At 43.4% G+C, this 25,674-nt stretch carries 24 protein-coding genes and 1 pseudogene; 15 read left to right on the top strand and 10 right to left on the bottom strand.

Annotation, left to right across the window (positions count from 1 at the left end):
* Positions 1-78: 78 nt before the first annotated feature.
* From B4J23_RS12545 to rfbB, 3 genes are read right to left on the bottom strand one after another with little or no spacing between them, the layout of a single operon-like run.
* The gene (locus B4J23_RS12545) at positions 79-504 is read right to left on the bottom strand and encodes a sugar 3,4-ketoisomerase (RefSeq protein ID WP_291361034.1); all 426 of its coding nucleotides are present in this window, start codon (positions 502-504) and stop codon (positions 79-81) included.
* Between the two features lie 5 nt (positions 505-509).
* A complete protein-coding gene (gene rfbA / locus B4J23_RS12540) occupies positions 510-1,385 on the bottom strand; it encodes a glucose-1-phosphate thymidylyltransferase RfbA (RefSeq protein ID WP_104426847.1) in 876 nt (291 codons plus the stop codon).
* Positions 1,385-2,443, bottom strand: a complete 1,059-nt coding sequence (gene rfbB, locus B4J23_RS12535; RefSeq protein WP_291361032.1) for a dTDP-glucose 4,6-dehydratase — start codon at positions 2,441-2,443, stop codon at positions 1,385-1,387. Before rfbB ends, rfbA begins: the two co-directional genes overlap by 1 nt.
* A gap of 748 nt (positions 2,444-3,191) precedes the next feature.
* Here rfbB and B4J23_RS12530 point away from each other — a divergent pair.
* The 11 genes from B4J23_RS12530 (at position 3,192) to ahr (ending at position 13,512) form a co-directional block, all read left to right on the top strand.
* Entirely contained in the window at positions 3,192-4,268 is a 1,077-nt protein-coding gene (locus B4J23_RS12530; RefSeq protein ID WP_034170758.1) for a polysaccharide biosynthesis/export family protein, read from the top strand.
* A 431-nt stretch (positions 4,269-4,699) separates the two neighbouring features.
* The gene (locus B4J23_RS12525) at positions 4,700-6,883 is read left to right on the top strand and encodes a polysaccharide biosynthesis tyrosine autokinase (RefSeq protein WP_291361029.1); all 2,184 of its coding nucleotides are present in this window, start codon (positions 4,700-4,702) and stop codon (positions 6,881-6,883) included.
* A gap of 167 nt (positions 6,884-7,050) precedes the next feature.
* Positions 7,051-7,755 (top strand): FKBP-type peptidyl-prolyl cis-trans isomerase, encoded by a 705-nt coding sequence (locus tag B4J23_RS12520; RefSeq protein WP_125279709.1) that lies wholly within the window; start codon positions 7,051-7,053, stop codon positions 7,753-7,755.
* 48 nt (positions 7,756-7,803) lie between these two features.
* Positions 7,804-8,493: an FKBP-type peptidyl-prolyl cis-trans isomerase gene (locus tag B4J23_RS12515; protein WP_291361026.1), complete on the top strand. Its 690-nt coding sequence runs from the start codon at positions 7,804-7,806 to the stop codon at positions 8,491-8,493.
* Positions 8,494-8,656: 163 nt separating this feature from the next.
* Positions 8,657-9,391, top strand: a complete 735-nt coding sequence (locus B4J23_RS12510) for a dienelactone hydrolase family protein (protein WP_291361025.1) — start codon at positions 8,657-8,659, stop codon at positions 9,389-9,391.
* A 79-nt stretch (positions 9,392-9,470) separates the two neighbouring features.
* Complete coding sequence (locus B4J23_RS12505) at positions 9,471-9,830, top strand: HIT family protein (RefSeq protein WP_005233203.1); 360 nt, start codon at positions 9,471-9,473, stop codon at positions 9,828-9,830.
* A gap of 166 nt (positions 9,831-9,996) precedes the next feature.
* Entirely contained in the window at positions 9,997-11,025 is a 1,029-nt protein-coding gene (gene mutY / locus B4J23_RS12500) for an A/G-specific adenine glycosylase (RefSeq protein WP_414631575.1), read from the top strand.
* Between the two features lie 90 nt (positions 11,026-11,115).
* Positions 11,116-11,619 carry a M23 family metallopeptidase gene (locus B4J23_RS12495; protein ID WP_291361038.1) on the top strand — a complete coding sequence of 168 codons (504 nt, stop codon included), beginning with the start codon at positions 11,116-11,118 and terminating at the stop codon, positions 11,617-11,619.
* 15 nt (positions 11,620-11,634) lie between these two features.
* Complete coding sequence (locus tag B4J23_RS12490) at positions 11,635-11,880, top strand: hypothetical protein (RefSeq protein WP_004780440.1); 246 nt, start codon at positions 11,635-11,637, stop codon at positions 11,878-11,880.
* Between the two features lie 23 nt (positions 11,881-11,903).
* Positions 11,904-12,485, top strand: coding sequence for a DNA-3-methyladenine glycosylase I (locus B4J23_RS12485; protein WP_291361021.1), 582 nt, complete (start codon positions 11,904-11,906; stop codon positions 12,483-12,485).
* A 4-nt stretch (positions 12,486-12,489) separates the two neighbouring features.
* Positions 12,490-13,512, top strand: coding sequence for an NADPH-dependent aldehyde reductase Ahr (gene ahr / locus B4J23_RS12480; protein WP_291361019.1), 1,023 nt, complete (start codon positions 12,490-12,492; stop codon positions 13,510-13,512).
* A gap of 85 nt (positions 13,513-13,597) precedes the next feature.
* On the opposite strand, the gene B4J23_RS12475 is transcribed toward ahr, so the two are convergent.
* Positions 13,598-14,488 carry a LysR family transcriptional regulator gene (locus B4J23_RS12475; RefSeq protein ID WP_291361017.1) on the bottom strand — a complete coding sequence of 297 codons (891 nt, stop codon included), beginning with the start codon at positions 14,486-14,488 and terminating at the stop codon, positions 13,598-13,600.
* 113 nt (positions 14,489-14,601) lie between these two features.
* On the opposite strand from B4J23_RS12475, the gene dkgB reads away from it, so the two are divergent.
* Positions 14,602-15,408 carry a 2,5-didehydrogluconate reductase DkgB gene (gene dkgB / locus B4J23_RS12470; RefSeq protein WP_291361015.1) on the top strand — a complete coding sequence of 269 codons (807 nt, stop codon included), beginning with the start codon at positions 14,602-14,604 and terminating at the stop codon, positions 15,406-15,408.
* Positions 15,409-15,417: 9 nt separating this feature from the next.
* Complete coding sequence (locus B4J23_RS12465; RefSeq protein WP_291361013.1) at positions 15,418-16,593, top strand: MFS transporter; 1,176 nt, start codon at positions 15,418-15,420, stop codon at positions 16,591-16,593.
* Positions 16,594-16,644: 51 nt separating this feature from the next.
* Here the strand turns inward: B4J23_RS12465 and B4J23_RS12460 are convergent, their stop codons facing one another.
* Positions 16,645-17,289 (bottom strand): START domain-containing protein, encoded by a 645-nt coding sequence (locus B4J23_RS12460; RefSeq protein ID WP_291361011.1) that lies wholly within the window; start codon positions 17,287-17,289, stop codon positions 16,645-16,647.
* A 57-nt stretch (positions 17,290-17,346) separates the two neighbouring features.
* Entirely contained in the window at positions 17,347-18,168 is an 822-nt protein-coding gene (dapB, locus tag B4J23_RS12455) for a 4-hydroxy-tetrahydrodipicolinate reductase (protein ID WP_034704877.1), read from the bottom strand.
* Between the two features lie 309 nt (positions 18,169-18,477).
* On the opposite strand from dapB, the gene B4J23_RS12450 reads away from it, so the two are divergent.
* Positions 18,478-19,140 (top strand): IS1595-like element ISAcra1 family transposase, encoded by a 663-nt coding sequence (locus B4J23_RS12450; protein WP_004783898.1) that lies wholly within the window; start codon positions 18,478-18,480, stop codon positions 19,138-19,140.
* 149 nt (positions 19,141-19,289) lie between these two features.
* Positions 19,290-19,475 (top strand): hypothetical protein, encoded by a 186-nt coding sequence (locus B4J23_RS12445; protein WP_005233192.1) that lies wholly within the window; start codon positions 19,290-19,292, stop codon positions 19,473-19,475.
* Positions 19,476-19,646: 171 nt separating this feature from the next.
* Here the strand turns inward: B4J23_RS12445 and dnaJ are convergent.
* The 4 genes and pseudogenes from dnaJ to B4J23_RS12425 form a co-directional block, all read right to left on the bottom strand.
* Positions 19,647-20,761 (bottom strand): annotated as a pseudogene (gene dnaJ / locus B4J23_RS12440) (molecular chaperone DnaJ).
* 103 nt (positions 20,762-20,864) lie between these two features.
* Complete coding sequence (locus B4J23_RS12435; RefSeq protein ID WP_104426832.1) at positions 20,865-21,242, bottom strand: hypothetical protein; 378 nt, start codon at positions 21,240-21,242, stop codon at positions 20,865-20,867.
* 130 nt (positions 21,243-21,372) lie between these two features.
* On the bottom strand, positions 21,373-24,510 hold the full coding sequence (locus B4J23_RS12430; RefSeq protein ID WP_291361005.1) for an efflux RND transporter permease subunit: 3,138 nt from the start codon (positions 24,508-24,510) through the stop codon (positions 21,373-21,375).
* A gap of 2 nt (positions 24,511-24,512) precedes the next feature.
* A complete protein-coding gene (locus tag B4J23_RS12425) occupies positions 24,513-25,616 on the bottom strand; it encodes an efflux RND transporter periplasmic adaptor subunit (protein ID WP_180031989.1) in 1,104 nt (367 codons plus the stop codon).
* Positions 25,617-25,674 lie beyond the last annotated feature (58 nt).

Genomic DNA, 25,674 nt, shown 5'->3' with positions numbered 1-25,674 from the left:
TTATTATTTTTTTAATTCTATCTTCTGAAGCTTCTTCTTTTGCAAGGCCTTCATTCTAATGAATTAACTTTAATTTTATTATTTAGTGATCTGCTCAATCAAAGTCTGATCTACTTCTTTTAGAAACTGGTCGTAATTACGAATGTAATCACTTTCATCATAGTAATCACTTGCCAGTACCAATAGGATGCAATCTTGTGAAAAATCATGCATCTCATGCCAAACCATAGGTGGGATTAATAATCCTTTATTAGATTGAGCGATTAAAACTTCCTGTTTTTCCTTGCCATTATCCATCAGCATTTTACAGCTCCCTTGAATTCCAAAAGCAATCTGTCGAAGTTGCTTGTGTGCATGGAATCCGCGTGGAACATCAGGTTGAGCACCAGCAATATAATAAAACCGCTGTATACTGAAGGGTATATTCCGATAGGCTTCTGCGACGACCAGACTACCGCGGTGATCTCCCAAGTTAGGTAACTCAATCCACTCAATTAAATTCATGCTCATTACCCCACCAAAGAAATCAGATATTGACCGTAGCCATTCTTATGCATGGTGTGGCCAATCGCTAAAACTTGCTCTTTACTCAACCAGCCATTGTTTAAAGCGATTTCTTCTAGACAAGCAACTTTATAACCTTGACGTCTTTCGAGGGTTTCAACAAATTGAGCTGCTTCAAGCAAACTACCCTGGGTACCTGTATCTAACCAGGCAAATCCACGTCCCAGCAGTTCAACATTTAGGTCACCGCGTTCCAGATAGGCCTGGTTAATTGAGGTAATTTCCAGCTCACCCCGTTCAGAGGGTTTGACCTGTTTGGCTATCTGGATAACATCATTGTCATAAAAATATAAACCCGTCACCGCAAAGTTAGATTTTGGATTTTGGGGCTTTTCTTCGATTGAGATTACCCGTTGCTGTTCATCGAACTCCACGACACCAAAGCGTTCAGGATCTTTCACCTGATAGCCAAATACTGTTGCACCTTTTTGTCGTGCTGCCGCCTGACGTAACATCGGAGTAAAACCTTGGCCATAAAAAATATTATCGCCCAGTACCAGACATACATTGCTTTGACCGATAAATTTTTCACCCAGGATAAAGGCTTGTGCCAGACCATCAGGACGAGGCTGGATCGCATAACTCAGCTCCATGCCAAATTGCGAACCATCCCCTAATAAGCGCTTAAACCCCTCAATATCTTCTGGTGTACTAATCACTAGGACTTCACGAATACCGGCCAACATTAATACAGATAAGGGGTAATAAACCATTGGTTTGTCATAAATTGGAAGTAACTGCTTCGAAATTCCTTTGGTAATAGGATGCAAACGTGTGCCTGAGCCACCTGCCAAGATAATCCCTTTTGTTGTTCTTAACATTATACTGCCTCCCCTAAACGTTCACGCTGATAAGAACCATCCTGAACACGCTGACACCATTCCAGATTATTCAGATACCATTGCACCGTTTTCCGGATACCTGTTTCAAAGGACTCTTGGGGCTTCCAACCTAATTCGCGTTCGATTTTTGAAGCATCAATCGCATAACGTAAATCATGTCCTGGCCGATCGTTAACAAAAGTGATGAGGCTTGCATAAGTTTTTCCCTCCGGACGGGGTTTGAGCTCATCCAGAATTTTGCAAATGGTTTTAACTACCTCGATATTCTGTTTTTCATTATGCCCCCCGATATTGTAGTTTTCCCCCACGATGCCTTCGGTGGCAACCTGATATAAAGCACGCGCATGATCTTCTACGAAAAGCCAGTCCCGGATCTGTTGACCATTGCCATAAACCGGCAATGGCTTACCATCCAAGGCATTTAAGATCATCAAAGGAATTAACTTTTCAGGAAAGTGATAAGGACCATAATTATTTGAACAGTTCGTGACTACGACTGGCAAACCATAGGTTCTATGCCAGGCCCGAACCAAATGATCCGAACTGGCTTTACTCGCTGAATAAGGTGAGCTTGGTAAATAAGGCGTAGTTTCAGTAAATAAGTCTGTTGTACCTTCTAAGTCTCCATATACTTCATCCGTTGAAATATGATGGAACTTGAATCTAGACTTTTTAATCGTAGATAGGTTTTGCCAATACTTTCGAGCTACTTCTAGTAAGGTGTAAGTTCCCACAATGTTTGTATTTATAAATTCTGCCGGACCATCAATCGAACGATCCACATGAGATTCTGCAGCCAGATGCATGACAATATCTGGCTGAAACTCTAAAAATAATCGGGTTAAAGATATATGGTCGCAAATATCAGTTTGCGTAAATTGATAACGGGGATGATCCGATACAGAAATAAGTGACTCCAGATTACCTGCATAAGTTAACTTATCAACATTTAATACATGATGTTCAGTCTCGTTGATAAGATGCCGAATGACGGCAGATCCAATAAAACCGGCCCCACCGGTTACCAATATATTCATCACCATTTTGATTATCCTTTAATATTTTTTATTTTACTTTTCACAAATTATTTTTAATGTATCAATGCCATCTAGGCATATCTGTTTTTATTGATTTGTCTATAAGATATATTAATTTTATTACACAAACCACCCATAGAACAGCTAATCATCAAATGTAGTTACATTTTACAAATCCGGATAATTTTTTTTAAACTTAATCCATCTTATATAGGCTTTTAGTTTTCAGATAATTTTCCACTAATATTAATTTAACAATCACCTAAACTAATTAAATATTATTTTAATTAACAACAGATTATTTTGATTAATATAAAAATAAAGTATCTTAAAATTCCTCAAAATATAATTGAATATTAAGAAAAATCAATGATCTAAAAAACCTCTAGATTAGATAAAAATTATATGAAAATACTTTTCTATATTAATTTCAGGACTTAATCCCTTCTATCATTGATAGAATAGTACTTATTTAAAAAATAACAATTGGAAACAATTAATATTCTTATGTCATCTTAAGCAATTCACTATATCTCTACAGCTTATTTAATCACGGTTTTACGTCTATTTTCGTCAATCTTACAGTTAAATTTCAGCTCAGACTTATTAAATTGACTTAAGAATAGCTATAGACAAGGCATGTGATCTATTATATTTTTTAGACGTTAATCACATAAACCGAATTCAAAAAAATTAATAATTATTAATAAATACCAATTCTGAACATATAAAAATAAAGGGGTTTCAAGTGAACTATAGACACCTTTTAGGTACTTTTACCTTAAGCCTATCTCTGGTTGGATGTGCAGCAACATCTGGCTTTCAAACGTATGATTTACCGACAGAAGGAATCTATCAAACTGAACTGGGAACTCCAGTCAATCTGGTGAAACTGACTCAGGATACATTACCTGTAGTACAGTCTGCGCAAACGCATAATCTCAGTCATTATGCTCCACTATTTCAGACTGAGGTGCAGGATTACCGCTTAAATCCAGGAGATATTTTATCTTTCCAGTTATGGGCTTATCCTGAAATTAGTGCCGTTCCTACAGCAAGCGACAATAACAATGGTTATCAGATTGACCGGAATGGTTATATCCAGTTTCCATTCATCAATCGTTATAAAGCAGCCGGAAAAACCCTTCCACAAGTGAATCAGGAAGTGCGACGTTTGTTGATTCCTTATTTGAATAACCCGGATGTGGTCGTGAGAGTAATTTCCTATCAGGGACAGCGTTATTCAGTAGTAGGTAACGTGAAATCAGCTGGACAATTTTATCTGACTGATCAGCCGGTAAGTGTGTATACGGCGCTGGGCCTGGCTGGCGGGATTAATGAGCAAGGTGATTCCACTTCAATCCAGCTCGTACGCCAAGGTGTGACCTATGATCTGAACACGATTGCTTTGGAAAAAGCGGGGTATTCCTTACATAAGCTACTGATTCAACCCAATGACACCCTGTATATCAGTCCTCGGGAAAACCAGAAAATCTATGTCATGGGTGAAGCCGGCACCAATAAACCATTACCCATTCGTGACCAGGGCATGACACTTGCCGATGTACTGGGTGAAAGCGAAGGGATTAATCCATATTCTGCCAATCCGAGTCGAATTTATGTCTTGCGTGGCAATTCTGACAACAAGATGACTGAAATCTATCACTTAAGTTTAAAAAATCTGGGAGATTTTGGTCTGGCTAAACAGTTCAAGATGAATAGTAACGATATTGTCTATGTTGATGCTACCGGTCTGACACGCTGGGAACGCGTAGTGAGCCAGATTCTTCCATTTTCATATGTCGCTGGCTCAGCTATACGATAGGTGAAAGTATGAAAATTAAAAATCTTTTAGCAATCTGTTTTGGACATGTTAATCATCAATTAGTGAATAAACATTTATTTATAAGATCTATCCGTACTTTCAGATTAAATCTATAAGGCTGGATCAACTAAATAATGACTGTTAGTACTAATAAAAACACTATTTTTAATTCCTCCATGGACTTCACCTGTAACTCCATGGTGCCCGAAAACCAGATATGAAACAGATTAGATGAAAGACAACATTATTCTGATCAGAATCAGAATGTCTGGTCTTTAGCGGACTCGACATACCCAGAGAGGATAAAAAACAGAATATTGAGGATCCTTTCTCGCAGGAAGCAGCAAGTCATTGATGCATTTTTTTTGAGTTAATTCAAAATGGCATCAGCGACTGGAAAAATCACTTTTAAACTTTTAGATAGTAAAATTATGAACAAAAATAACAATACCGATAATATGATTGACCTAAAAGGGGTGTTCTTTTCCCTGCTCGCGCAATGGAAGCTCATCCTGCTATGTGGTTTGCTCAGCCTGATTGTAGTGCTGCTTTACATACGTACCGCAGCAATTAACTATAAGGTTGATGCAATCGTCCAGGTCGAAGAAAGTAGAGGCTCATCAGCTGCTTTACTTGGCAGTCTGTCCAGCATTGTGAGTCAGATGTCTTCATCCAATGCCGAGATTGAGGTTTTAAAATCACGTACGATTCTCGAATCCGTAATTGACCGTTTAAATCTGGATCTGCATATTGCCAGCACTGAAGACTCTTTTATTAACCGTTTGATTCAAGGCAGAACTTCTCAAACTGAATATCAGACCGAAACCGTACGCTTTAAGGATGGTCAAAAAAGTTTTGATATCCGTCAGTTTGACGTTCCTGTAGCCTATCTGGATAAAAATCTGCTGCTGAAATTTCAACAACAGAGCTTTAGCTTAATCAATCCACTGACTGAAGAAATCGTCTTTCAAGGCGCACTAAACCAGCCGGTTGAGGCTAAAGCTGCACAGGGCGACTGGAAAATTACCATCTTTACTCAAGATAATCTTGATAACAGTTATCAGGTGAAAAAGCTCTCATTGCCTGCAGCGATCGATTCTATTCTTGCCAATTATACGATTACAGAAAAAGGTGATCTGAGCGGCGTTTTGCAACTTCGCTATCAGGGTCAAGATAAACAGCACATCACTAAAGTCCTGAATACGATTTTAGCAGTTTACAGCCAGCATAATATTACACGCCGTTCGACAGACACTGCACGAACACTGGCTTTCCTGGATGAACAATTGCCGGATTTAAGAAAACAGCTTGATGATGCAGAGTTTGCCTTCAATCGCTTCCGCCAAAAATATAATACTGTTGATATCACCAGAGAATCGGAATTATATTTAAATCAGAGCGTGAATTTAGAATCACAAAGAGCCCTACTTGAACAGCGACAGGCGGAAATAGGTGCCAAGTATGCAGCTGCCCATCCAGCCATGCGTGAAATTACGGCCCAACTTCGCGTAGTGAATGGCAAGATTCGTGAATTGAATTCAACACTTAAAAATATTCCAGAGATTCAACGCCAATATTTACAACTGTCTCGTGACGTTGAAGTGAAACAGCAACTGTACACCAATCTGGTAAATTCTTATCAGCAACTGCGTGTTGCTAAAGCAGGTGAAAGCGGTAATGTTCATATTATTGATACCGCACTTGAACCAGTTGACCAGATTCAACAGAAACAGCCTCTGATTTTATTTTTAACCTTCTGTTTCGGTATTTTTCTGGGCATCTTGGTGGCGTTGTTGCGTAACATGCTACGTTCTGGTGTGAAAGATAGCAGTCAGATCGAATATCAGTTAGACCTGCCAGTCTATGCCAATATCGCTCATTCGACTGTTCAGAAACCTGGCCTGAAATTACTGAAAAAGAAAAAAATGCCTTTCTTATTGGCATTGAAACACAGTGATGATATGGCAGTTGAAAGCTTGAGAAGCATTCGTACAGCGAGCCACTTTGCTCTGACTCAGGCCAAAAACAATATCATGATGATTTCAGGTCCAGCACCAAAAGTTGGAAAATCTTTTGTTGCCAGCAATCTGGCGGTCATCATGGCAGAGAAAAATAAGCGTGTACTGATCATTGATGCAGACCTGCGCCGTGGTCATATACACAAATATTTTAATCTGGATAACCAGTATGGATTAACTGAATATCTGAATGAACACGTGTCTTTGGATAAAGTGGTACAAACCACCAATGTGCCGAACTTAAATGTCATCAGCTGTGGTGAAAATGCAACTAATCCAGCCGAGCTTCTGAATTCAGAACGCTTCCAGGAATTGTTACAAAAACTGATTCCACACTATGACCATATTATTATTGATACTCCACCGGTACTGGCTGTTACGGATGCGATCATTGTATCCCGATATGTCGGACTCAATCTGGTTGTGGCACGCTATGCAAAAACCCAGATGAAGGAACTGGCACTTACAGTAAACCGCTTTAAACAGGCTGGCAGTACTGTCAATGGTCTGATCCTGAATGATATCCAGCGTTCAGCAGGTGGCAGCTATAGCTATGATTATACGTATAGTTATAAGCCGAAAGCCAAAACCAGCTAATCTGATGGCTCCTAAAAAACCAGCAATCGTTGCTGGTTTTTTCTTTTTTTAAGCTATACCAAACACAGGTATTCACTTGCTAAAAAACCACCCGTTCTACAAGATTTCTTAAAATTTTCTGCTAAGATGGACTGAACCTCAACGATAACATTAGATTGGACAAATACATGAGTAAGGCCTTACCGATTGCCGTCGCTGTTCTTTTAGGCGGTGCCGCGCTAGTACCTGTTTACTATGCAACTCAAAACCCTGCTACTCAAACTACAAAAGCATCTAAAGATGCCTCTGCTGTCTCTAAAATCAGCTATGCACTCGGTTATGAAGTGGCGCATCAGACTCCTCCTGAGCTAGATATCAACAGTTTTGTGACTGGTGTACGTGAAGGACATGCGCGTTCTGCACCTGCCTATACGGAAGAAGAATTACAGGCAGCTTATGAGCAGTTCCAGAAAGAAATGCAGCAAAAGCAGCTTGATAGCGCAAAACAGGCTCAAGCTTCAAGTGATACTTTCCTGACTGAAAATGCGAAAAAAGCAGGCATTAAAACAACTGCCTCGGGCTTACAGTACCAAGTCACCAAAGAAGGTACAGGTAAACAGCCAAAAGCTTCTTCAATTGTGAAAGTACATTACACCGGTAAACTGGTAGATGGCACTGTATTTGACAGTTCAGTAGAACGTGGTGAACCGATCGAGTTTCCATTGAATCAGGTCATTCCAGGCTGGACTGAAGGTCTGCAGCTGATGAAAGAAGGCGGTAAGGCAACTCTATATATTCCGTCAAATCTGGGTTATGGTGAACAGGGCGTTCCTGGTACGATTCCTCCGCATAGCACTTTGATTTTTGATGTGGAATTAATCGAAGTAAAATAATACAAATAGGGAGAGCGACCAGCTCTCCTTTATTTTTGAGAATTGATAATGAAAATACAAATCAGTTTAATGGTTTTGCTGCTCAGTTCAGGCAGCCTTTTTGCTAAAGAGATCAATAATACAAATAGTGAAGCTGAGAAGATTGGCTACAGCTTTGGTTATCTGATGGGTCGCAGTAATGCTGACACTTTAAAGGATCTTGATTTAGATGCATTTAGCCAGGGCTTAAAGACAGCCGCTGCTGGACAAAAATCCAGTTTAAGCGATGAAGAAATGACCCAAGTGCTGACTCAGTATAAACGTCAAAGTGATGCCAAAGAACTGATTGTGCTTAAACAGAAAGCTGAAGAAAATGCCAAAGCTGGTAAAGCATTCTTGCAGGAAAATGCCAAAAAGCCCGGCGTTAAAACCACCAAATCTGGTCTGCAATACCTGGTGCTGAAAGAAGGTAAAGGGAAATCACCAAGCGCTAACAGTAATGTCCGTGTCCATTATGAAGGTCGCCTGATTGATGGTACCGTTTTTGACAGTTCGATTGCCCGCCAGCAGCCAGTCGATTTCCGTACCACCCAAGTGATTACTGGCTGGACAGAAGGCTTACAGCTCATGAAAGTCGGTGCCAAGTACCGCTTCTTTATCCCTGCTGATCTTGCCTATGGACAGATTGGTTCGGGAGATATCATTGAACCAAATAGTACCCTGATTTTTGATATCGAATTACTGGAAATTATTAAATAAAAATTCCTTTAATTGTAAAAATTAAAAAGAGAGGCAAATAATTTGCCTCTCTTTTTTTGTACTGATGAGAAACGAATTAGTTGGCGGTTTTCATGTATATTCATAGCAGTTTTGCTATTTTATAGTTTAATCAAAATATTCAACAACAATAGAGGACTTCAGCATGGCAGCAATCAAGACCCGCGAAATTCAATATACTGCTCAGGATGGCAGCACTTTGATTGGTTATTTTGCCGCACCGGAAACTGATGCACCTGTAGCCGGTGTTATCGTGGCACCCGAATGGTGGGGCCGCAATGACTATACTGAACAGCGTGCCCGTGAGCTAGCGGAACATGGTTATGCCGCGCTGGCAATTGATATGTATGGTGACAAGAAAGTAACCACCAATTCTGATCAAGCCTATCAATGGATGATGCAGACGTTTGAAGATCCGGACACTATTGTGAACCGTGCGAAAGCTGCTTTAGATACTTTGGCAGTACAGGATGAAGTCAATCCGAAAAAACTGGCTGCGATTGGTTTCTGCTACGGTGGTAAAGTGGCTCTGGATCTGGCTCGCTCAAATGCACCGTTAAAAGCTGTGGCTACTTTCCATGCCAACCTGTCTCCTAAAGCACCTGCACAGGAAGGCCAGGTACAGGCAGAAATTCTGGTCCTACATGGCGAAAAGGACAGTATGGTGAGCCTGGATGATGTCGCCAGCTTTAAAGAAGAAATGCAGGCGGCTAAGGTCGAGCATAATGTGATTGTATTTGAAAATGCCAAGCATGGATTCAGTAACCCGCTGGCGGATGAGCGCGCCAAGGCCAATGGTGTCGATCTGGGCTACAATGCTGAAGCAGAGAAACAAAGTTTGGCTGCCATGTATGAATTACTAGCACGACAACTCGCCTAATAACAGATAAATTGATCCGGCTCATGATCGAGCTGGGTCATACATGAAAAAAATAAATTCAATGAAAGGAGCCAATATCATGACTGAAAATAACTGCCCGTACTGTAATTTTGACGAATACGATATTCTGGCTAAAAATGATTTTGCTGTCGTGTTACCTGAACCCAACTCCCTGTCCAAAGGACATTATGTAGTTACTCCATTACGTCATGTGGCGTCATTTTTTGAAATCACAGATAAAGAACGTAAGAGCATGATGTCCTTACTTGAACAGGCTCGTAATGAATTGCAATTACGCTATCAGCCTTCCGGTTTTCATGTCGGGTTTAATGATGGCGAAGTATTTCAGGAAAAATCAGAACATTTACACATTCATATTATCCCACGTTATGAAGGCAAGGTATTAAAGCTGGATGCACGCTGGGGCATTGAAGAATAAGAATTTAAATTTTTTTCCCGAGTGAATGCTTTTCGAAGTGTTCACTTGTCCCTTCCATTTATTCATTTTTACTCTTTTTCAGTCTTGCTGTTTTAGCAGACTTTTCATCTTTTAGCTGGGTCTCTTCAGTTATACTAGGCCTCGTTTTCCAGTTTGTTCTATCTTCATGTTTGTATTTTCAGATGCCCTTTTAGAATGGTTTGATGTGCATGGCCGTCATGATTTGCCGTGGCAAGTGGCTGATGATCCCTATAAGGTCTGGGTCTCTGAAATCATGCTACAGCAGACTCAGGTCAAAACCGTGCTGCAATATTTTGAGCGGTTTATTCAACGTTTTCCGACAGTACAGGACTTAGGTACAGCTTCGTGGGATGAGGTTGCGCCCTATTGGGCTGGGCTGGGCTATTATGCCCGTGCCCGCAATTTGCATAAGGCAGCCAGTATTGTGGCAAGTCAAGGTCATTTCCCGACGAGCCTGGAAGAATGGATCGCCCTGCCCGGCATTGGCCGCTCAACCGCGGGAGCCTTAATGTCTTTGGGTTTACGTCAGTACGGCGTGATCATGGATGGTAATGTCAAACGGGTGCTGGCACGATTTTTTGCGATCGAAGATGATCTGTCTAAACCGGTTCATGAACGTGCCTTGTGGGAGCTTGCTGAACAGCTTTGCCCGGTTGAACGGAATCATGACTATACCCAGGCGATTATGGATCTCGGTGCGACCGTCTGTACTCCGAAAAAGCCTTTATGCCTGTATTGTCCAATGCAGCAACATTGCAAGGCACATCAACAGGGTCTGGAAAATGAATTGCCCTTTAAAAAAGCCAAAAAGCCGGTACCGGTCAAAGCAGCTCAAGTGCTGTTGATCCAGTCAGGTGATGAATGGCTATGGCAGCAACGTCCTAATAGTGGTCTTTGGGGCGGGCTTTGGTGTCTGCCAATTATTGAAGACACTCATACATTTGAACAACTGTGCCAGCAACTGGGTCTGAAAAATCTCGTACAAAAGATCCAGATCAGCCACAGTTTCACCCATTTTACCTGGCAGCTTGAAGCCATGGTTTTTGCAGTCGATGCAGATCAGCAGGAACATCTGGCGATTGAGTTACAGGGCTTCTGGATGAACCCGGAAACTGCGGTCAATGCAGGTATTCCAACCGCCATGAAAAAATTGATTTCTACCGTAAATTTATGACATAGTCTGAAACAAGAAGAATCATACTGGCCTCATTTAAGGATAAATATTTTGCGCCATTCTCTTGCGTTTGTCGGGCTTTCTTTGGTGATGTTATTTCTGGTGGCGTGTAGTAGCGCACCGAAACATCCTTCTGCGGTTCAACTTAATCCGGCACTGATCAAAAAACTGAATCATATGCGTATGCCCTCTTCTCTGCCGATTCCGGTAGATCGGGTTCAGGCTCGTGAATTGAAAGATACTTGGGGAGCTTCGCGTAGTAGTGGCCGTTTGCATGAGGGCATTGATATTCTGGCTCCACGTGGAACCAAGGTTCGTAGTGCGACGCCTGGTCTGATCGCGGATTTACGGAATAACAATTTGGGTGGTAAAGTAGTCTGGATTCTGGGTCCAGGTGGTGCCTGGCATTATTATGCACATCTGGATGGTCATAAGCGTGGCCTGAAAGTTGGTGACTATGTCAAAAAGGGCGATGTCATTGGTTATGTCGGTAATACTGGCAATGCCCGGCATACTGCGCCACATCTGCATTATGGTCTCTATTTAAATGGTAAGGGCCGTGGTGTTGTTAACCCTTATCCATATTTACGTTAATTTTAGGAAGTTTACATGTCAGAAGCGTTGATCAACCGTCTGGTCGAATTTGCTGAATCAGGCAATCAACAGAAAATCGTGCTCAATGGCCAGACCTATCAGGGCTGGATCATGGAAATTACCGAAGAGGCGCTTCTGATCAGTACTGGTTATGCCGATAAAAGTGGTAAGGATATGTGGATCCAGTTCAGCGATCTGCAGCAGGCAGAACTTTCCTACTGGGATAATCAGCAAGATCAGTGGACGACATTTAAGTTATAAGATAATCAAAAAAGGAGCATCCCTTGACGATCCAACGCTGTGGCTGGTGCTCTGATGATTCTCTGTATACTGCTTACCATGATCAGGAATGGGGACAGGCGCTGCATGATGAAAAACGCCTGTTTGAAATGCTGTGTCTGGAAGGCCAACAGGCCGGTTTAGCCTGGATTACCGTACTCAGAAAACGTGAATCTTATCGCAAACATTTCTTTCAATATTCGATTGAAACGATTGCTTCTTTTACAGATGAGCAACTCACCGCAAAACTGCAAGATGCTAGTCTAATTCGGCATATCGGTAAACTAACTGCGATTCGTGATAATGCCCGGGCCTGGCAACAGCTTAAATCTCAAGAAATTGATGTGGTCACATGGTTGTGGTCCTTTGCCCAGCAGCCCCGATTGAATAATGATGTGGCAGATTATCGCCAGGCGCCGGCACAAACCATTGAAAGCCAGAACATGTCCAAAGCCTTAAAAAAAGCAGGCTTTAAGTTTGTCGGTCCTACGATCTGTTATGCCTTTATGCAAGCAGTCGGCATGGTCGATGACCATGAAAATCACTGTCACTTTAAAACAATATCCTCCCATTCAAATAAGAGCTGAATCTATGTCCACTAATACTATTCAAGCCTATGCCGCAATGTCTGCCGGTGCTGCTCTGGAACCTTATCAATTTGATGCAGGTGAACTTCAGCCGCATCAGGTCGAAGTGAAAGTTGAATACTGCGGCCTATGCCATTCTGATATTTCAGTACTCAATAATGACTGGGGATCTTCGGTCTATCCTGTGGTGGCCGGACATGAAGTCATCGGCACCATTACGCAACTGGGTTCTGAATCCAAAGGCCTAAAAGTAGGTCAACGTGTCGGTATTGGCTGGACTGCGGAAAGCTGCCAACATTGCGATCCTTGTATTTCAGGCCAGCAAGTGCTGTGTACCGGTGGTCAGGTTGCAACCATCGTCGGTCATGCAGGCGGTTTTGCAGATAAAGTCCGTGCTGGCTGGCAATGGGCAATTCCCTTACCTGAGGATCTCGACCCAGAAAGTGCTGGCCCCCTGCTCTGTGGCGGGATTACTGTATTTGACCCGATTCTAAAACATCAGATTCAGGCCATTCACCACGTCGGTGTCATTGGTATTGGCGGTTTGGGACATATGGCGATCAAGCTGTTGAAAGCGTGGGGTTGTGAAATTACCGCCTTTACTTCAAATCTGGATAAAACCGATGAGCTGAAAGCCATGGGTGCAGACCATGTAGTGAATAGTCGTGACCCAGCAGCGATTAAAATGCTCCGTGGTAAATTTGACCTATTAATGAGCACCGTCAATGTCACATTGGACTGGCAAGCTTATTTATCAACACTAGCGCCAAATGGTACGGTACATATGCTGGGCTTACCACTGGAACCCATGCAAATTTCTGCAGGTTCACTGATTGGTGGTGCTAAATCAGTGACTGGCTCGCCGACAGGTTCACCAGCAGCTTTACGTCAATTATTAAAATTTGCGGCACGTAAAAATATTGCACCACAAATTGAGCTATTCCCCATGTCGGAAATTAATGCTGCGATTGAACGTCTGCACTCAGGCAAAGCCCGTTACCGGATCGTACTGAAAGCCGATTTCTAATTTGTACTAATTATCAGTAAATATAGATCTGCCCTAGCCTCATGTTAGGGCAGATTTTTTATGGCTGTATTTGCAAATAATTGGTTTATAAATATTTAGCCAGCTTCTGAGCCAGAAATTCAATAAATAGATGTACCCGTTTAGGCAAATGCTCCTGACGGTAATAGACCGCATGAATTTTTTGATAATCTAGCTCAATCTGCTCTTCAAATAGCGCCTCTAAACGACCCGCCTGCAAATCGTCCTCGACCAGAAAGCGTGACAGACAAGTAATACCCACCCCATATAAAGCCAATTGACGAACCGTTTCCCCATTGGGTGCTCTAATCTTTGGCTTTACAATGATAGGTTCGCCATCCAGCCGAATCGGCCAGGTGTTCAAATGCGTAGGCTGACTAAATCCCAGCAAAGTGTGCTCCGATAAATCTGCCACTGATTGCGGTCTGCCCTTTTGCTGTAAATATTCAGGGCTGGCCACAATATACAAACGGCTGCGGCATAATAATCTGGCATGCAGGCTGGAATCATGCAGTTCTCCAAAGCGGATCGCGACATCGGTTTTATGTTCCAGCAGATCAATCACCTGATCATGATTATTTAGTTCAATTTCAATCTGGGGATAGCGCTGCATAAATTCCTGAATTAGCGGCACGATTACATGCAGCACAAAAGGTGTCGCTGAATCAACCCGAATCAATCCTGACGTATCACTATCTGATTTCAGCAAAGCATCTTCAGCTTCTGCCAGATCATTAAGAATTTTGCGCGCCTTTTCTAGAAATAGCTGGCCTTCTTGAGTCAGTTTCAGCTTACGTGTGGTTCTTTCTAAAAGAGTAACATTTAACTTATTTTCCAAACGTTGCAATGCCCGACTGACACCCGAAGTGGTTTGTCCCAAACGCTCTGCCGCCATGACAATAGAACCACTATCCACAATAGTGACAAAAGCCTGTAATTCTTCAATCGTCGATTTCATTTGTCACTCTTTTATTGATTTTCGGTCAATAATATTTTGCAAATTCAGCTATTTTTTCGCAACAATAAAAAGCACAAAATACTCAACATCGAAAATACTTAAAGATTAAAGCTATGAATATTGTTCCTCAATTTGGTGTCGGTACCTTTCGCCTGTCTGGACAGACCGTCATTAATTCAGTCAAAACAGCACTGGAAGTCGGTTATCGCGCCGTAGATACCGCACAGATTTATGCCAATGAAGCGGAAGTAGGTCAGGCCATTGCAGAAAGTCAGGTCAATCGTAACGAGCTGTTTATTACCACCAAAATCTGGACAGATCATTACGCACCAGACAAATTAATTCCAAGTCTCAAAGAGAGTCTGCATAAACTGCGTACCGATGCAGTCAATCTGACGCTCATTCACTGGCCTGCACCTCGCTTAGGCGTTCAAATTCCTGAGCTGATGCAGACTTTATTAGAAGCCAAACAGCAAGGTCTGACTGAGCATATCGGTGTGTCCAATTTCAATATTGAGCTGACCCAACAAGCCATTGATACGATTGGTCTGGAGCATATCGCCACTAACCAGATTGAACTCAGTCCTTATTTACAAAATCAGCGTCTGGTGAATTTCCTACAAGCACAGAATATTGATGTCACCTCTTATATGACACTAGCTTATGGCAAAGTGCTGAATGATCCTGTCCTGCAAGGAATTGCTGCCCAGCATCAGGCTTCGACTGCACAAATTGCACTGGCTTGGGCCTTACAAAAAGGCTTTGCGGTGATTCCTTCTTCAACCAAACGTGAACATCTACTTGCCAATCTGGCAGCGCAGGAGATACAACTGTCTCAAGAAGAAATGGCTTTGATCAGCACCCTGGAGCGCAATGGCCGCGAGGTTGATCCGGACCAGCTTGCGCCTATCTGGGATTAAACAGAAACCATGAAAGTTAATTTTCCTTTGCTTGCACTGGCGGTTGGTGCCTTTGCAATTGGTACCACTGAATTTTCTCCAATGGGTTTTCTGCCAGAAATCGCCCGTGATCTAGAGATTTCGATTCCTCGTGCCGGGATGCTGATCAGTGCCTATGCCTTAGGGGTAATGTTGGGTGCACCACTAATGACCCTCTGGTTAAGCCGTTGTTCCAAACGTAAGTCTCTCATTTTACTGATGGCGATTTTTACGATTGGTAATATTCTGGCGACATTAGCGCCTAATTATCTGGGGCTGATGGGGGCACGCATCATTACCAGCCTGAACCATGGTGCTTTCTTCGGGATTGGTTCGGTTGTCGCGGCCAGTGTCGTTCCGAAAGATAAACAGGCCAGCGCTGTAGCCATGATGTTTATGGGCCTGACCATTGCCAATATTGGCGGGGTGCCACTGGCAACCTGGATAGGACAACATATCGGCTGGCGTATGGCTTTTCTGGGTATTTCCCTGCTTGGTGTGCTGACCATGTTCTCCCTATGGAAAGCCTTACCAGAAGGCCAAAGCAGTCAGAAACCGGATGTAAGGCAGGAGCTGCAAGTCCTGACCCGCCTGCCTGTTGTTTTAGCTTTATTGACTACCGTGATGAGTGCGGGGGCCATGTTTGCCCTATACACTTATATTGCCCCGAGTCTGCAAAGTTTTACTCAGGCTTCCCCTGCATTGATTACTTTGATGCTGGTGTTGATCGGGGTAGGTTTCTCGATTGGTAATCATCTAGGTGGCAAGTTTGCAGATTTATCCTTAAATAAAACCCTGATCGGCTTTTTAATCTTGCTTATGCTGATGATGCTGCTTTTCCCGATTCTGGCAAGCACAGCTCTTGGCGCAGGTCTGGCATTAATCATCTGGGGTGCTGCTGCCTTTGCTGTAGTTCCGCCTTTACAGATGCGAGTCATGTCCGTGGCTTATGATGCGCCTGGACTGGCCTCTTCAGTAAATATTGGTGCTTTTAACCTCGGTAATGCTTTGGGGGCAATTGCGGGTGCCAGTGTGCTAAATCTAGGACTTAGCTATAGTGCTGTCTCATTTACCGGTGCTGGGCTCAGTGCTGTTGCTTTGCTTCTGGTCGTGATTCAAATGAAACTGGCTCCACAGCAAGATATGACTACGCAGCAATGCTCTTAAAATTTCCTTCACAAAAAAGTCCGCCTGATGCGGACTTTTTTTATTGGCTATTTAGCGTAAAGCTTCAGGTAACACAGGCGTTGCCACAGGTTTAGCCAGTTCGGTTTTCATCTTTTGCAGCATCTGATAAGGCTGCTGCTGCACAAACATATTCACAAAGGTTAAAGGAATCGAACCTTCAGGATTGGCATAGCCATAAGTCGATACCTTGACCTTGTTATTGGCCAGTTTCTGGAAAGTCCAGTCTCCCTGATAATCAGTCAAACGTACATAATTCGGATTTAGGGCATACCCAGTCTGAATCGCTTTATTCTTGATCGTAATCTGTCCATTGGCATCCTTGATCATTTTGCCCTGCACAATCAGATCACGGTCTTTTAAAGGGAATGGAAAATCCAGCACCATATACAAGGTGAAATCGCCTTTTTTATCATCACGCGACAGCATCTTGATACTACCCATATAAGGCACCCATTTCACCGCATAGTCGACATCCAGAATCAGAGAAACGGCATTCTCAATCGGGACATTGTAGGTGGTTTCGGCTTTATAGAGAAAAACGGGATTCCGCTCATCCTGATAGGTCCAGACTTTAATATTATTTTTATTAATGCTGAGCTTGGCATTCTGCACAGAGGTCGACTGTGCTGTAGCGGTAAAGGCTACAGCACACGCCATTAATATTAATTTTTTCATTCCATTGTCATCTTATTTTAGTTTTAAGTTATTTTTATATAGGATTTTGACGAAAATTTATACTTGAATATCGTTAAAACCAAGTACGTCTTTCATGTCATATTTACGCGCATCACGACCAACAACCCAAGCTGCGGCACGTACGGCACCCGCTGCAAAGTTCATACGGTTGGTGGCTTTATGCGTAATTTCAACACGCTCGCCTTCGCCAATAAACATTGCAGTATGTTCACCAACGATATCACCGCCACGAATGGTCTGAAAACCAATGCTTTTACGTTCACGTGGACCCGTATGTCCTTCACGGTGATACACCGCATCTTTTTTCAGATCACGGCCCAAAGCACCGGCAATTGCCTCACCCATCATTAAAGCTGTACCTGATGGCGCATCCACTTTATGACGGTGATGCGCTTCGATCACTTCAATATCGACCGTATCACCAAAGACTTTAGAGGCAAGTTCTAGCAGTTTGATCGAAACGTTCACACCAACCGAATAATTCGCTGCATAGACCACTGGAGTTTCTTTTGCAGATTCATCCAGATAAGCTTTTTGTTCGTCATTCATACCAGTAGTACCAATCACGATCGCAACGCCATTTTCACGGCAGATTTTAAGATGATTCACCGTCGCAGCAGGCGCAGTAAAGTCGATCACTACGTCACAGTCTTTAACTACTTCTTCAAGATGGCCGACAACCTTTACACCCAGGCTCCCTACACCAGCCAGTTCACCGGCATCTGCGCCAATCAATGAGCTTTCAGGGCGCTCAACAGCTGCTGCCAATTGGTAACCGGCTTCTTTCACCGCCTGAATAAGGATGCGTCCCATACGGCCGCCTGCACCTAAAATCCCAATGCGTGGTGTCGCTGACATAATATAGTCCTGATGTTGATTCGAAATTGCTCTTACTATAGCAAAACTCGCTCATAACACTAAGATTGATCGCATAAAAATCAATGAAAAGAATTAAAGAAGGTCATGAGGGATTTTGATATGCAGTCCATATAAACAATAGTTTATGGACGAGTAAAAAGAAAAATAATTCCATTAGAGGAATAATGATTAAATGGTTAGTCAGAGATAAACTTATTTAAAGAAGAATTCTAGTTAATAAGAATTAAATTTTAATTTTAAATAATTGAAGGCTCTAGACTAGCAAAATGATTATGTTAGTCTAGAATCATGATAGAAAACAGTAAATTAAGTCACTACAAGATTAAAAAAATTATTCAATGCTTTTGTGTTGATATTCCTGCTTCCAAAACAGCCTTATTACTCAATTTAAATCGTAATACGATTAACTATTGGTACATGCTTTTTAGAGAAACTATCTATGATCATCAAACAGATTTAAGAGCTAAGTTTGTTGGTTCAATAGAAGTAGATGAAAGCTATTTTGGAGCGAAAAGGCAACGTGGGTTTCATGGAAAGTTAAAGCGTGGTCGTGGGACTCTAAAACAGCCAGTATTTGGAATATTCGAACGTAATGGGCGCGTCTATACTGAAATCGTACCTGACTGTAAAATGAAGACTTTACAAGAGGTTATCATTGGTAAAGTTTCACTTGAGAGTGTGATTTATAGTGACGGATGGCGTGGCTATAATGGTCTTGTTGATGTGGGTTATTCAAAGCATTTTAGGGTAAATCACGGAGCAAATGAGTTTGCTAGAGGAGAATGTCATATAAATGGAATAGAATCATTTTGGAGCTTTTGTAAAAGAAGGCTAGCAAAGTTTAACGGTATATCAAAAGAGTACTTTGATTATCATCTTAAAGAAACTGAATGGCGTTGGATGAGGGAACCTAATGAGTTAGCAACTGAGCTGTGGAACCTCATTAGGTAAAATTAAGTGTAAATCTGCTAGTCTAGAGCCCATTAAATTACATTATCAAACATAAGTACACACAAAAAAACATCAATATCTACATTTTATGTCAACATTTTTGCCAAGTGTACTGAGTAGTACACTATTTTTAATACAAGGAAATTTATATGAAATTAGTTCAATTAACTTTTGCCGGGATAGCGTTAATTGCTGCATCACAAACTTTTGCTGCTGAAGAAGTAGCACAAACAGCTCCTGCTGCAACTGAAACAGCTGCGTCTGAAGTTCAAGCTGCTGAAGCACCTGCAAGCGAAGCTCCAGCATCAGAAGCTCAAGCAACTGAAGCTCAATAATATGACAGGATTTATATTTCTCTGCGTGAGGGGTATAAATCCTTCTTAAAAAGCCAATATCATTAAAAGAATAATTTTCTCATTATTTCTATCTAATAATGAACTTATACGTCTTTTCCGAATTTAAGCTATAAAAAAGGACGCCTGAGCGTCCTTTTTTATCTATCCAGATCAGTCAAACAACCGATCAAAGAAAGATTTTTTCTTTGGAGAAGACTGGCTGCTCTCATCTTCCATGGTCGCTTGCAACTCTTTCAACAGTTCACGTTGACGTGCAGTCAGGTTCACTGGTGTTTCTACAACAACACGGCAAAGCAGATCACCTTGCATGGTTGAACGTACTGGTTTCACGCCCTTACCACGTAGGCGGAACAGTTTACCGGTTTGCGTACCTTCAGGAATTTTCAGGCTGACACGACCATCTAATGTCGGAATCTGAACTTCTTTACCCAAAGCTGCATCCGCAATTGAAATTGGCACATCCATATACAGATCTGCACCGTCACGCTGGAAGATTTCGTGTTCACGTACCACGACTTCAACGTATAGATCACCTGATTGGCCATCACGAATCGCTTCACCTTTACCAGTCAAACGTACGCGGTCGCCATTGTCCACACCGGCTGGAATAGTAACTTCCAAAGTTTGCTGACGGTCAGATACACCTGAACCATGACATTTATTACATGGATTCTTGATGATCTTGCCCTGGCCACGACAGGTACTACAGGTTTGCTGTACCGAGAAGAAACCTTGCTGCATACGTACCTGGCCGGCACCATGACAGGTTGGACAGGTTTCAACATCGTTCGGATTTTTAGAACCTTTACCATCACAGGCATCACATGGTGCCGGTGCAGTAAAGGTAATGGTTTTCTTAACGCCTTTGACTGCTTCTTCAAGGGTCAATTCCATCACATAGCGTAAGTCTGAACCACGGCGTTGACGTTGCTGGCCACGGCCACCCCCACCAAAGGCTCCACCGAAAATATCCCCAAACTGGCTGAAATATCTTCCGCACTGAAACCACCGAAGCCGCCAGCACCACCACCCATACCACCTTCAAAGGCTTGATGGCCCATGCGGTCGTACATGCTGCGTTTCTCGCTGTCTGACAGAACTTCATACGCTTCTGAAGCCTCTTTAAATTTCTCTTCAGCTTCAGGATTGTCCGGGTTACGGTCTGGATGATATTTCATCGCCAACTTACGGTAGGCTTTTTTAATTTCATCATCACTAGCGGTTTTAGAGACGCCCAAAACCTCATAATAATCACGTTTAGCCATGTCTGGCGATGCTCCTCACGGAATTCTATTTAATATTGACTGTGGTCTAAAATTGGGGTTAAACCCAGCTTTACAAGGGGAATTCTGAAAAAAAATTGAAAGCTTAGAATACGGCTTTGTTTTGAGAAAATTTGAAGATGCCTTTGAACCAGGCATTAATGAGGAAAATAATGGCAATAAAGCTGAATACTACACCTGCGACTGTGCAGGCTTTCACCCAAAGCTGGCTATCCCAGGCGAAGAAAAATAATGGAATGAACCAGAGCGCTGCAAAAATCGCGAGTACTGAATAAATTACAATATTACGCATGATCCAGAGTGCCTGTGCCTGTAACCAGACTTCGGCATAATCAATCTGGGTCACCTTACGTGCATACCAGTAGGCGAATATGCCGCTCACCACTGTAAACAAAGCAAAAAACATGAAGACATAAGCCATCGCCACGGAGCGTCGCATCTTGGTGAGTGTGTCTTGAGTCATGTTTAGTCAACCTTAGTGTGCGGCCCAGCACAAGCAAGTTCCGCAGCAGTATGTCTTTTTTGAATTATTAAAAAATCAGGCACTACTATATTGAAATTTTCAATATTTCGCACCTGAAATTATGACAAATTTAAACAGAATTTAAACTTTTTTTCACTTTAAACCATTGTGCATATAAGGCTGGCAGGAAAAACAGCGTTAACAGCGTTGCAACGATCAATCCTCCCATAATGGCAACCGCCATTGGTCCGAAGAAAATGCTTCTGGATAAAGGAATCATGGCCAGAACGGCAGCCAGTGCAGTCAGGACAATCGGACGGCAACGGCGCACTGTGGCATTGATAATGGCATTCCATTGCGATTCACCTGCCTGAATATCCTGTTCAATCTGGTCAATGAGAATCAACGAGTTACGCATGATCATTCCTGACAAAGCAATCGTGCCCAGCATGGCCACAAAGCCAAAAGGTTTATTGAAAATTAACAGGAATAAGACCACGCCAATAATACCCAATGGCGCTGTCAGGAAGACAATGAAGGCACGTGAGATACTTCGGAGCTGAATCATCAGCAAAGTCATCACCACTGCCAGGAACAATGGCATACCCGCATTCACTGAATTCTGCCCTCGCGCAGATTCTTCGACTGTCCCGCCTACTTCAATCAGATAGCCACTTGGCATTTCTGATCTGAGCCGCTCAAGTTGATCTTTCAACTCATTCACCACGGTTGCCGGTTGCAGTTGCGTCCGGATATCAGCCCGTACCGTAATGGTCGGCAAGCGGTTCCGATGCCAGATCAGGCCTTCTTCAAAGCTGTATTCGATCTTGGCAATCTGGGCCAGAGGAACTGAACTCCCATTCGTAGTCGGTACTGCCAGACTACTCAGTGAACCGACATCGACACGTTCAGCCTGATCACCCCGTAAACGGATTTCAATCAGTTCACGTTTTTCACGGTATTGATCAATCGCAGTTCCAGAAATTGAACTATTCAGGAAATTGGCCAAATCGCTACTGCTCACGCCAAGCTGACGGGCGCGGTCCTGATCGATATCCAGTTTAATCACTTTACTTGGCTCGCCCCAGTCCAGATGCACATTAGTAGTATTCGGATTATCTCCGACCGTTGCTGCAACTTTCTGTGCCCATTGACGGACTAATCCCAGGTCTTCACCCGATACTCGGAACTGTAATGGATAGCCGACGGGTGGGCCATTTTCCAATAGAGATACCCGGGTACGGGCTTCTGGTAACAGCACCCGAATCTGGTCGCTTAAGGATTTACGGATTTCATTGCGGTCTTCAAGTGATGAAGCCAAGACCACAAACTGGGCAAAGCTGGCTTGCGGCAATTGCTGATCTAGAGGTAAATAAAAACGCGGTGAACCGGTACCGACATAGACCACATAATTATCAATCCCCTCTTGTTTAGACAGGAAGTTTTCAACTTTTTTCACTGCCGCTTCAGTCGCTTTTAATGAAGCGCCCTCTTCCAGTTTCAGATCCACCAGAATTTCGGCACGGTTCGATGGCGGGAAGAATTGTTTAGGCACCAGATTAAACATCAAAATGGATAGCACAAAAATCCCGACAGTCGCCGCAATGACCGTTTTACGGTAGGTGACACAGATATTCACCCAATGGCGAAAGCTTTGATAGAACTTGGTTTGATAAGGATCATGATGTTCACCCGCATGATGTACCAGCGGCTCCGGTTCAGGGCGTTTGCGTAAACGCGCCCAGAGACGTTGATACCATGGCGCTCTCTGCACCAGATCCTTATTGAAATCTGGCAGGAGTTTGTCACCCAGATAAGGCACAAACAGCACTGCGGCAACCCAGGACACCAACAGTGCCAGCGTCACCACCTGGAAAATCGAGCGGGTATATTCCCCGGTACTCGACGCTGCTGTCGCAATCGGCAGGAAACCGGCAGCAGTAATCAGGGTTCCGGTCAGCATTGGAAAAGCAGTCGTCCGCCAGGCATGACCGGCCGCCTGTAAGCGGCTAAAGCCCTGCTCCATTTTGATTGCCATCATTTCAATGGCAATGATTGCGTCATCCACCAGAAGGCCAAGTGCCAGAATCAGGGCGCCCAGAGAAATTTTATGCAGGCCAACATCAAATAATTGCATCCCGGCAAAGGTCATCGCCAGTACCAGTGGAATCGAGAAGGCCACCACCAGACCGGTACGGAAACCGAGTGAGAAAAAACTGACCAAGAGAACAATAATCACGGCCTCGGCCAGAACTTTCATAAATTCATTAATACTGCGTTTCACCGCCACTGGCTGGTCGGATACTTTTTGCAGATCCATCCCCAGAGGCAAAGTTTTCTGCAACCGGGCAAATTCCTGTTCCAGATTTTTACCCAAGGCAATGATGTCGCCGCCTTTACGCATCGATACGGCAATACCGATGCCATTTTCGCCCATAAAGCGCATACGCGGTTGTGCTGGATCAGTAAAGCCGCGATAAACCTCCGCCACATCGCCAAGCTGGATGGTCTTGCCATTCACCAGTAAAGGTAGCTGCTGCAGTTCTTCGACATTATTCAGCGCACCACTCACCCGTACCTGAATCCGGTCAGAACCGGTTTCAAAAAAGCCCGCCTGAGTCATGGCATTTTGCTGCTGCAGTGCCTGCTGAATGGCAGTGACCGGAATACCGAGCTGGGTAGCTTTGGTGTTGGAGATTTCGATCCAGATTTTCTGGTCTTGGAGTCCAATCAGTTCAACTTTGGCGACATCCTTGACCCGCTGTAGCTGCAATTGCAAACGGTCGGCATATTCTTTAAGCGTGGCATAATCGAAGTCATTACCCTTGATGACATAGATGTTGCCAAAGGTATCGCCAAACTCATCATTGAAGAATGGACCTTGTACGCCTTGCGGTAATTCATGGCGAATATCATTGATTTTCTTACGAACGTTATACCAGACATCTGCGACATCCTTGGAAGCCAAAGAATCCTTGGCAATAAAAGTCACCATGGATTCCCCCGGACGGGAATAGGCCATGATCCGGTCATACTGTCCGGTAGTCATCAACTCTTTTTCAATCCGGTCGGTGACCTGTAAGGACATTTCTTTAGCACTGGCACCCGGCCAGTAGGTCTGGATTACCATCACCTTAAAGGTAAACGGCGGATCCTCACTTTGTGACAGTTTGGAATAGGATACGATGCCCACCAAACCGAGCAGGATCATGAAATACAGTACCAGACCTTTATTCTTTAAGGCCCATTCAGACAGGTTAAAGTTCATATTTAACTCCCTGCCTGAATTTTCACACTACGGTTTTCACGGTCAATCGGATTGATTTTTTGCTGGTCACGCAGCAGATGCACCCCACCAATCACCACATAATCATCAGCCTTTAACCCACTGAGAACTGGTACAGAATCACGGCCATAAGCACCCAGCTGAACCGGCACTTTGCGGATGGTATGATCCGGCTTGACTACCATCACATAGGCCTGCTGATCGGTCGCTGAAACGCTGGATAAAGGAACGCTAAGGATATTGTCCTGACTGTTCTGGAAGAACACCCGGGCACTCTGACCGAGCTGGATCTGGCTATTACCTTCGCGTAAAGCCACTTTCACCCGGAAGGTACGCGATTGATCTGCTGCAGGTGAAATCTCACGAACAAAGGCGGCGAATTTTTCATTCGGTTTGGACCATAACGTGACCCAGGCCGGCTGACCGGTTTTAATTTCGGAAATCGCCTGTTCAGGAACCCCAATCACGACTTCACGCTCACCGGCTATCGCCAGTTCAAAGGCCGCCTGCCCTGCTGCAACGACCTGACCAATTTCGATATTACGTGCAGTAATTACCCCACTTTTATTGGCAATGAGCTGGTTATAAGCAGTCTGATTTTTAGCCGTATCATAATTAGACTGGGCCTGTTTCAGATTTGACGCGGCTGCCTTGTATTGGTTTTCAATCGCATCATATTGCGAACGGCTCACGGCATTGGTGGGTAACAGCTGCTTGAAACGCTGTAATTCATCCTGAGCAATTTTACTGGCCGATTGAGCACTTTCCAGCTGGGCACGTGCTGCATTTAATTGAAGTTGAGCATCTTTCACATCTAGGGTCGCCAAGACCTGCCCCACTTTTACCTGATCGCCCACATCGACAAAACGCTGGGTGACCTGCCCGCCTACCCGGAACGCCAGTGCTGTTTGCTGACGTGCCTGGACATCACCGGCATAGCTTTTCAATTCCTGATGTGAAGTTTTCGGTGTGGTCACCATGACAAATGGAACTTCCTGTTCTGCTGCAGCGCTGTCCTTGCTACATCCTGAGAAAGCCATACTGCATAGGACGATCATGCCAGCCAGTGCGCTCTGTATCGTGCTCATTATTGTTCGCTCTTATCTAATCATCATTTTTAGGGCAAAATAGGTAGATATATAAATT

Source organism: Acinetobacter sp. UBA3025 (genome assembly GCF_002367915.1).
Taxonomy (GTDB): domain Bacteria; phylum Pseudomonadota; class Gammaproteobacteria; order Pseudomonadales; family Moraxellaceae; genus Acinetobacter.
This window is presented reverse-complemented; position numbering and strand designations above follow the sequence as displayed.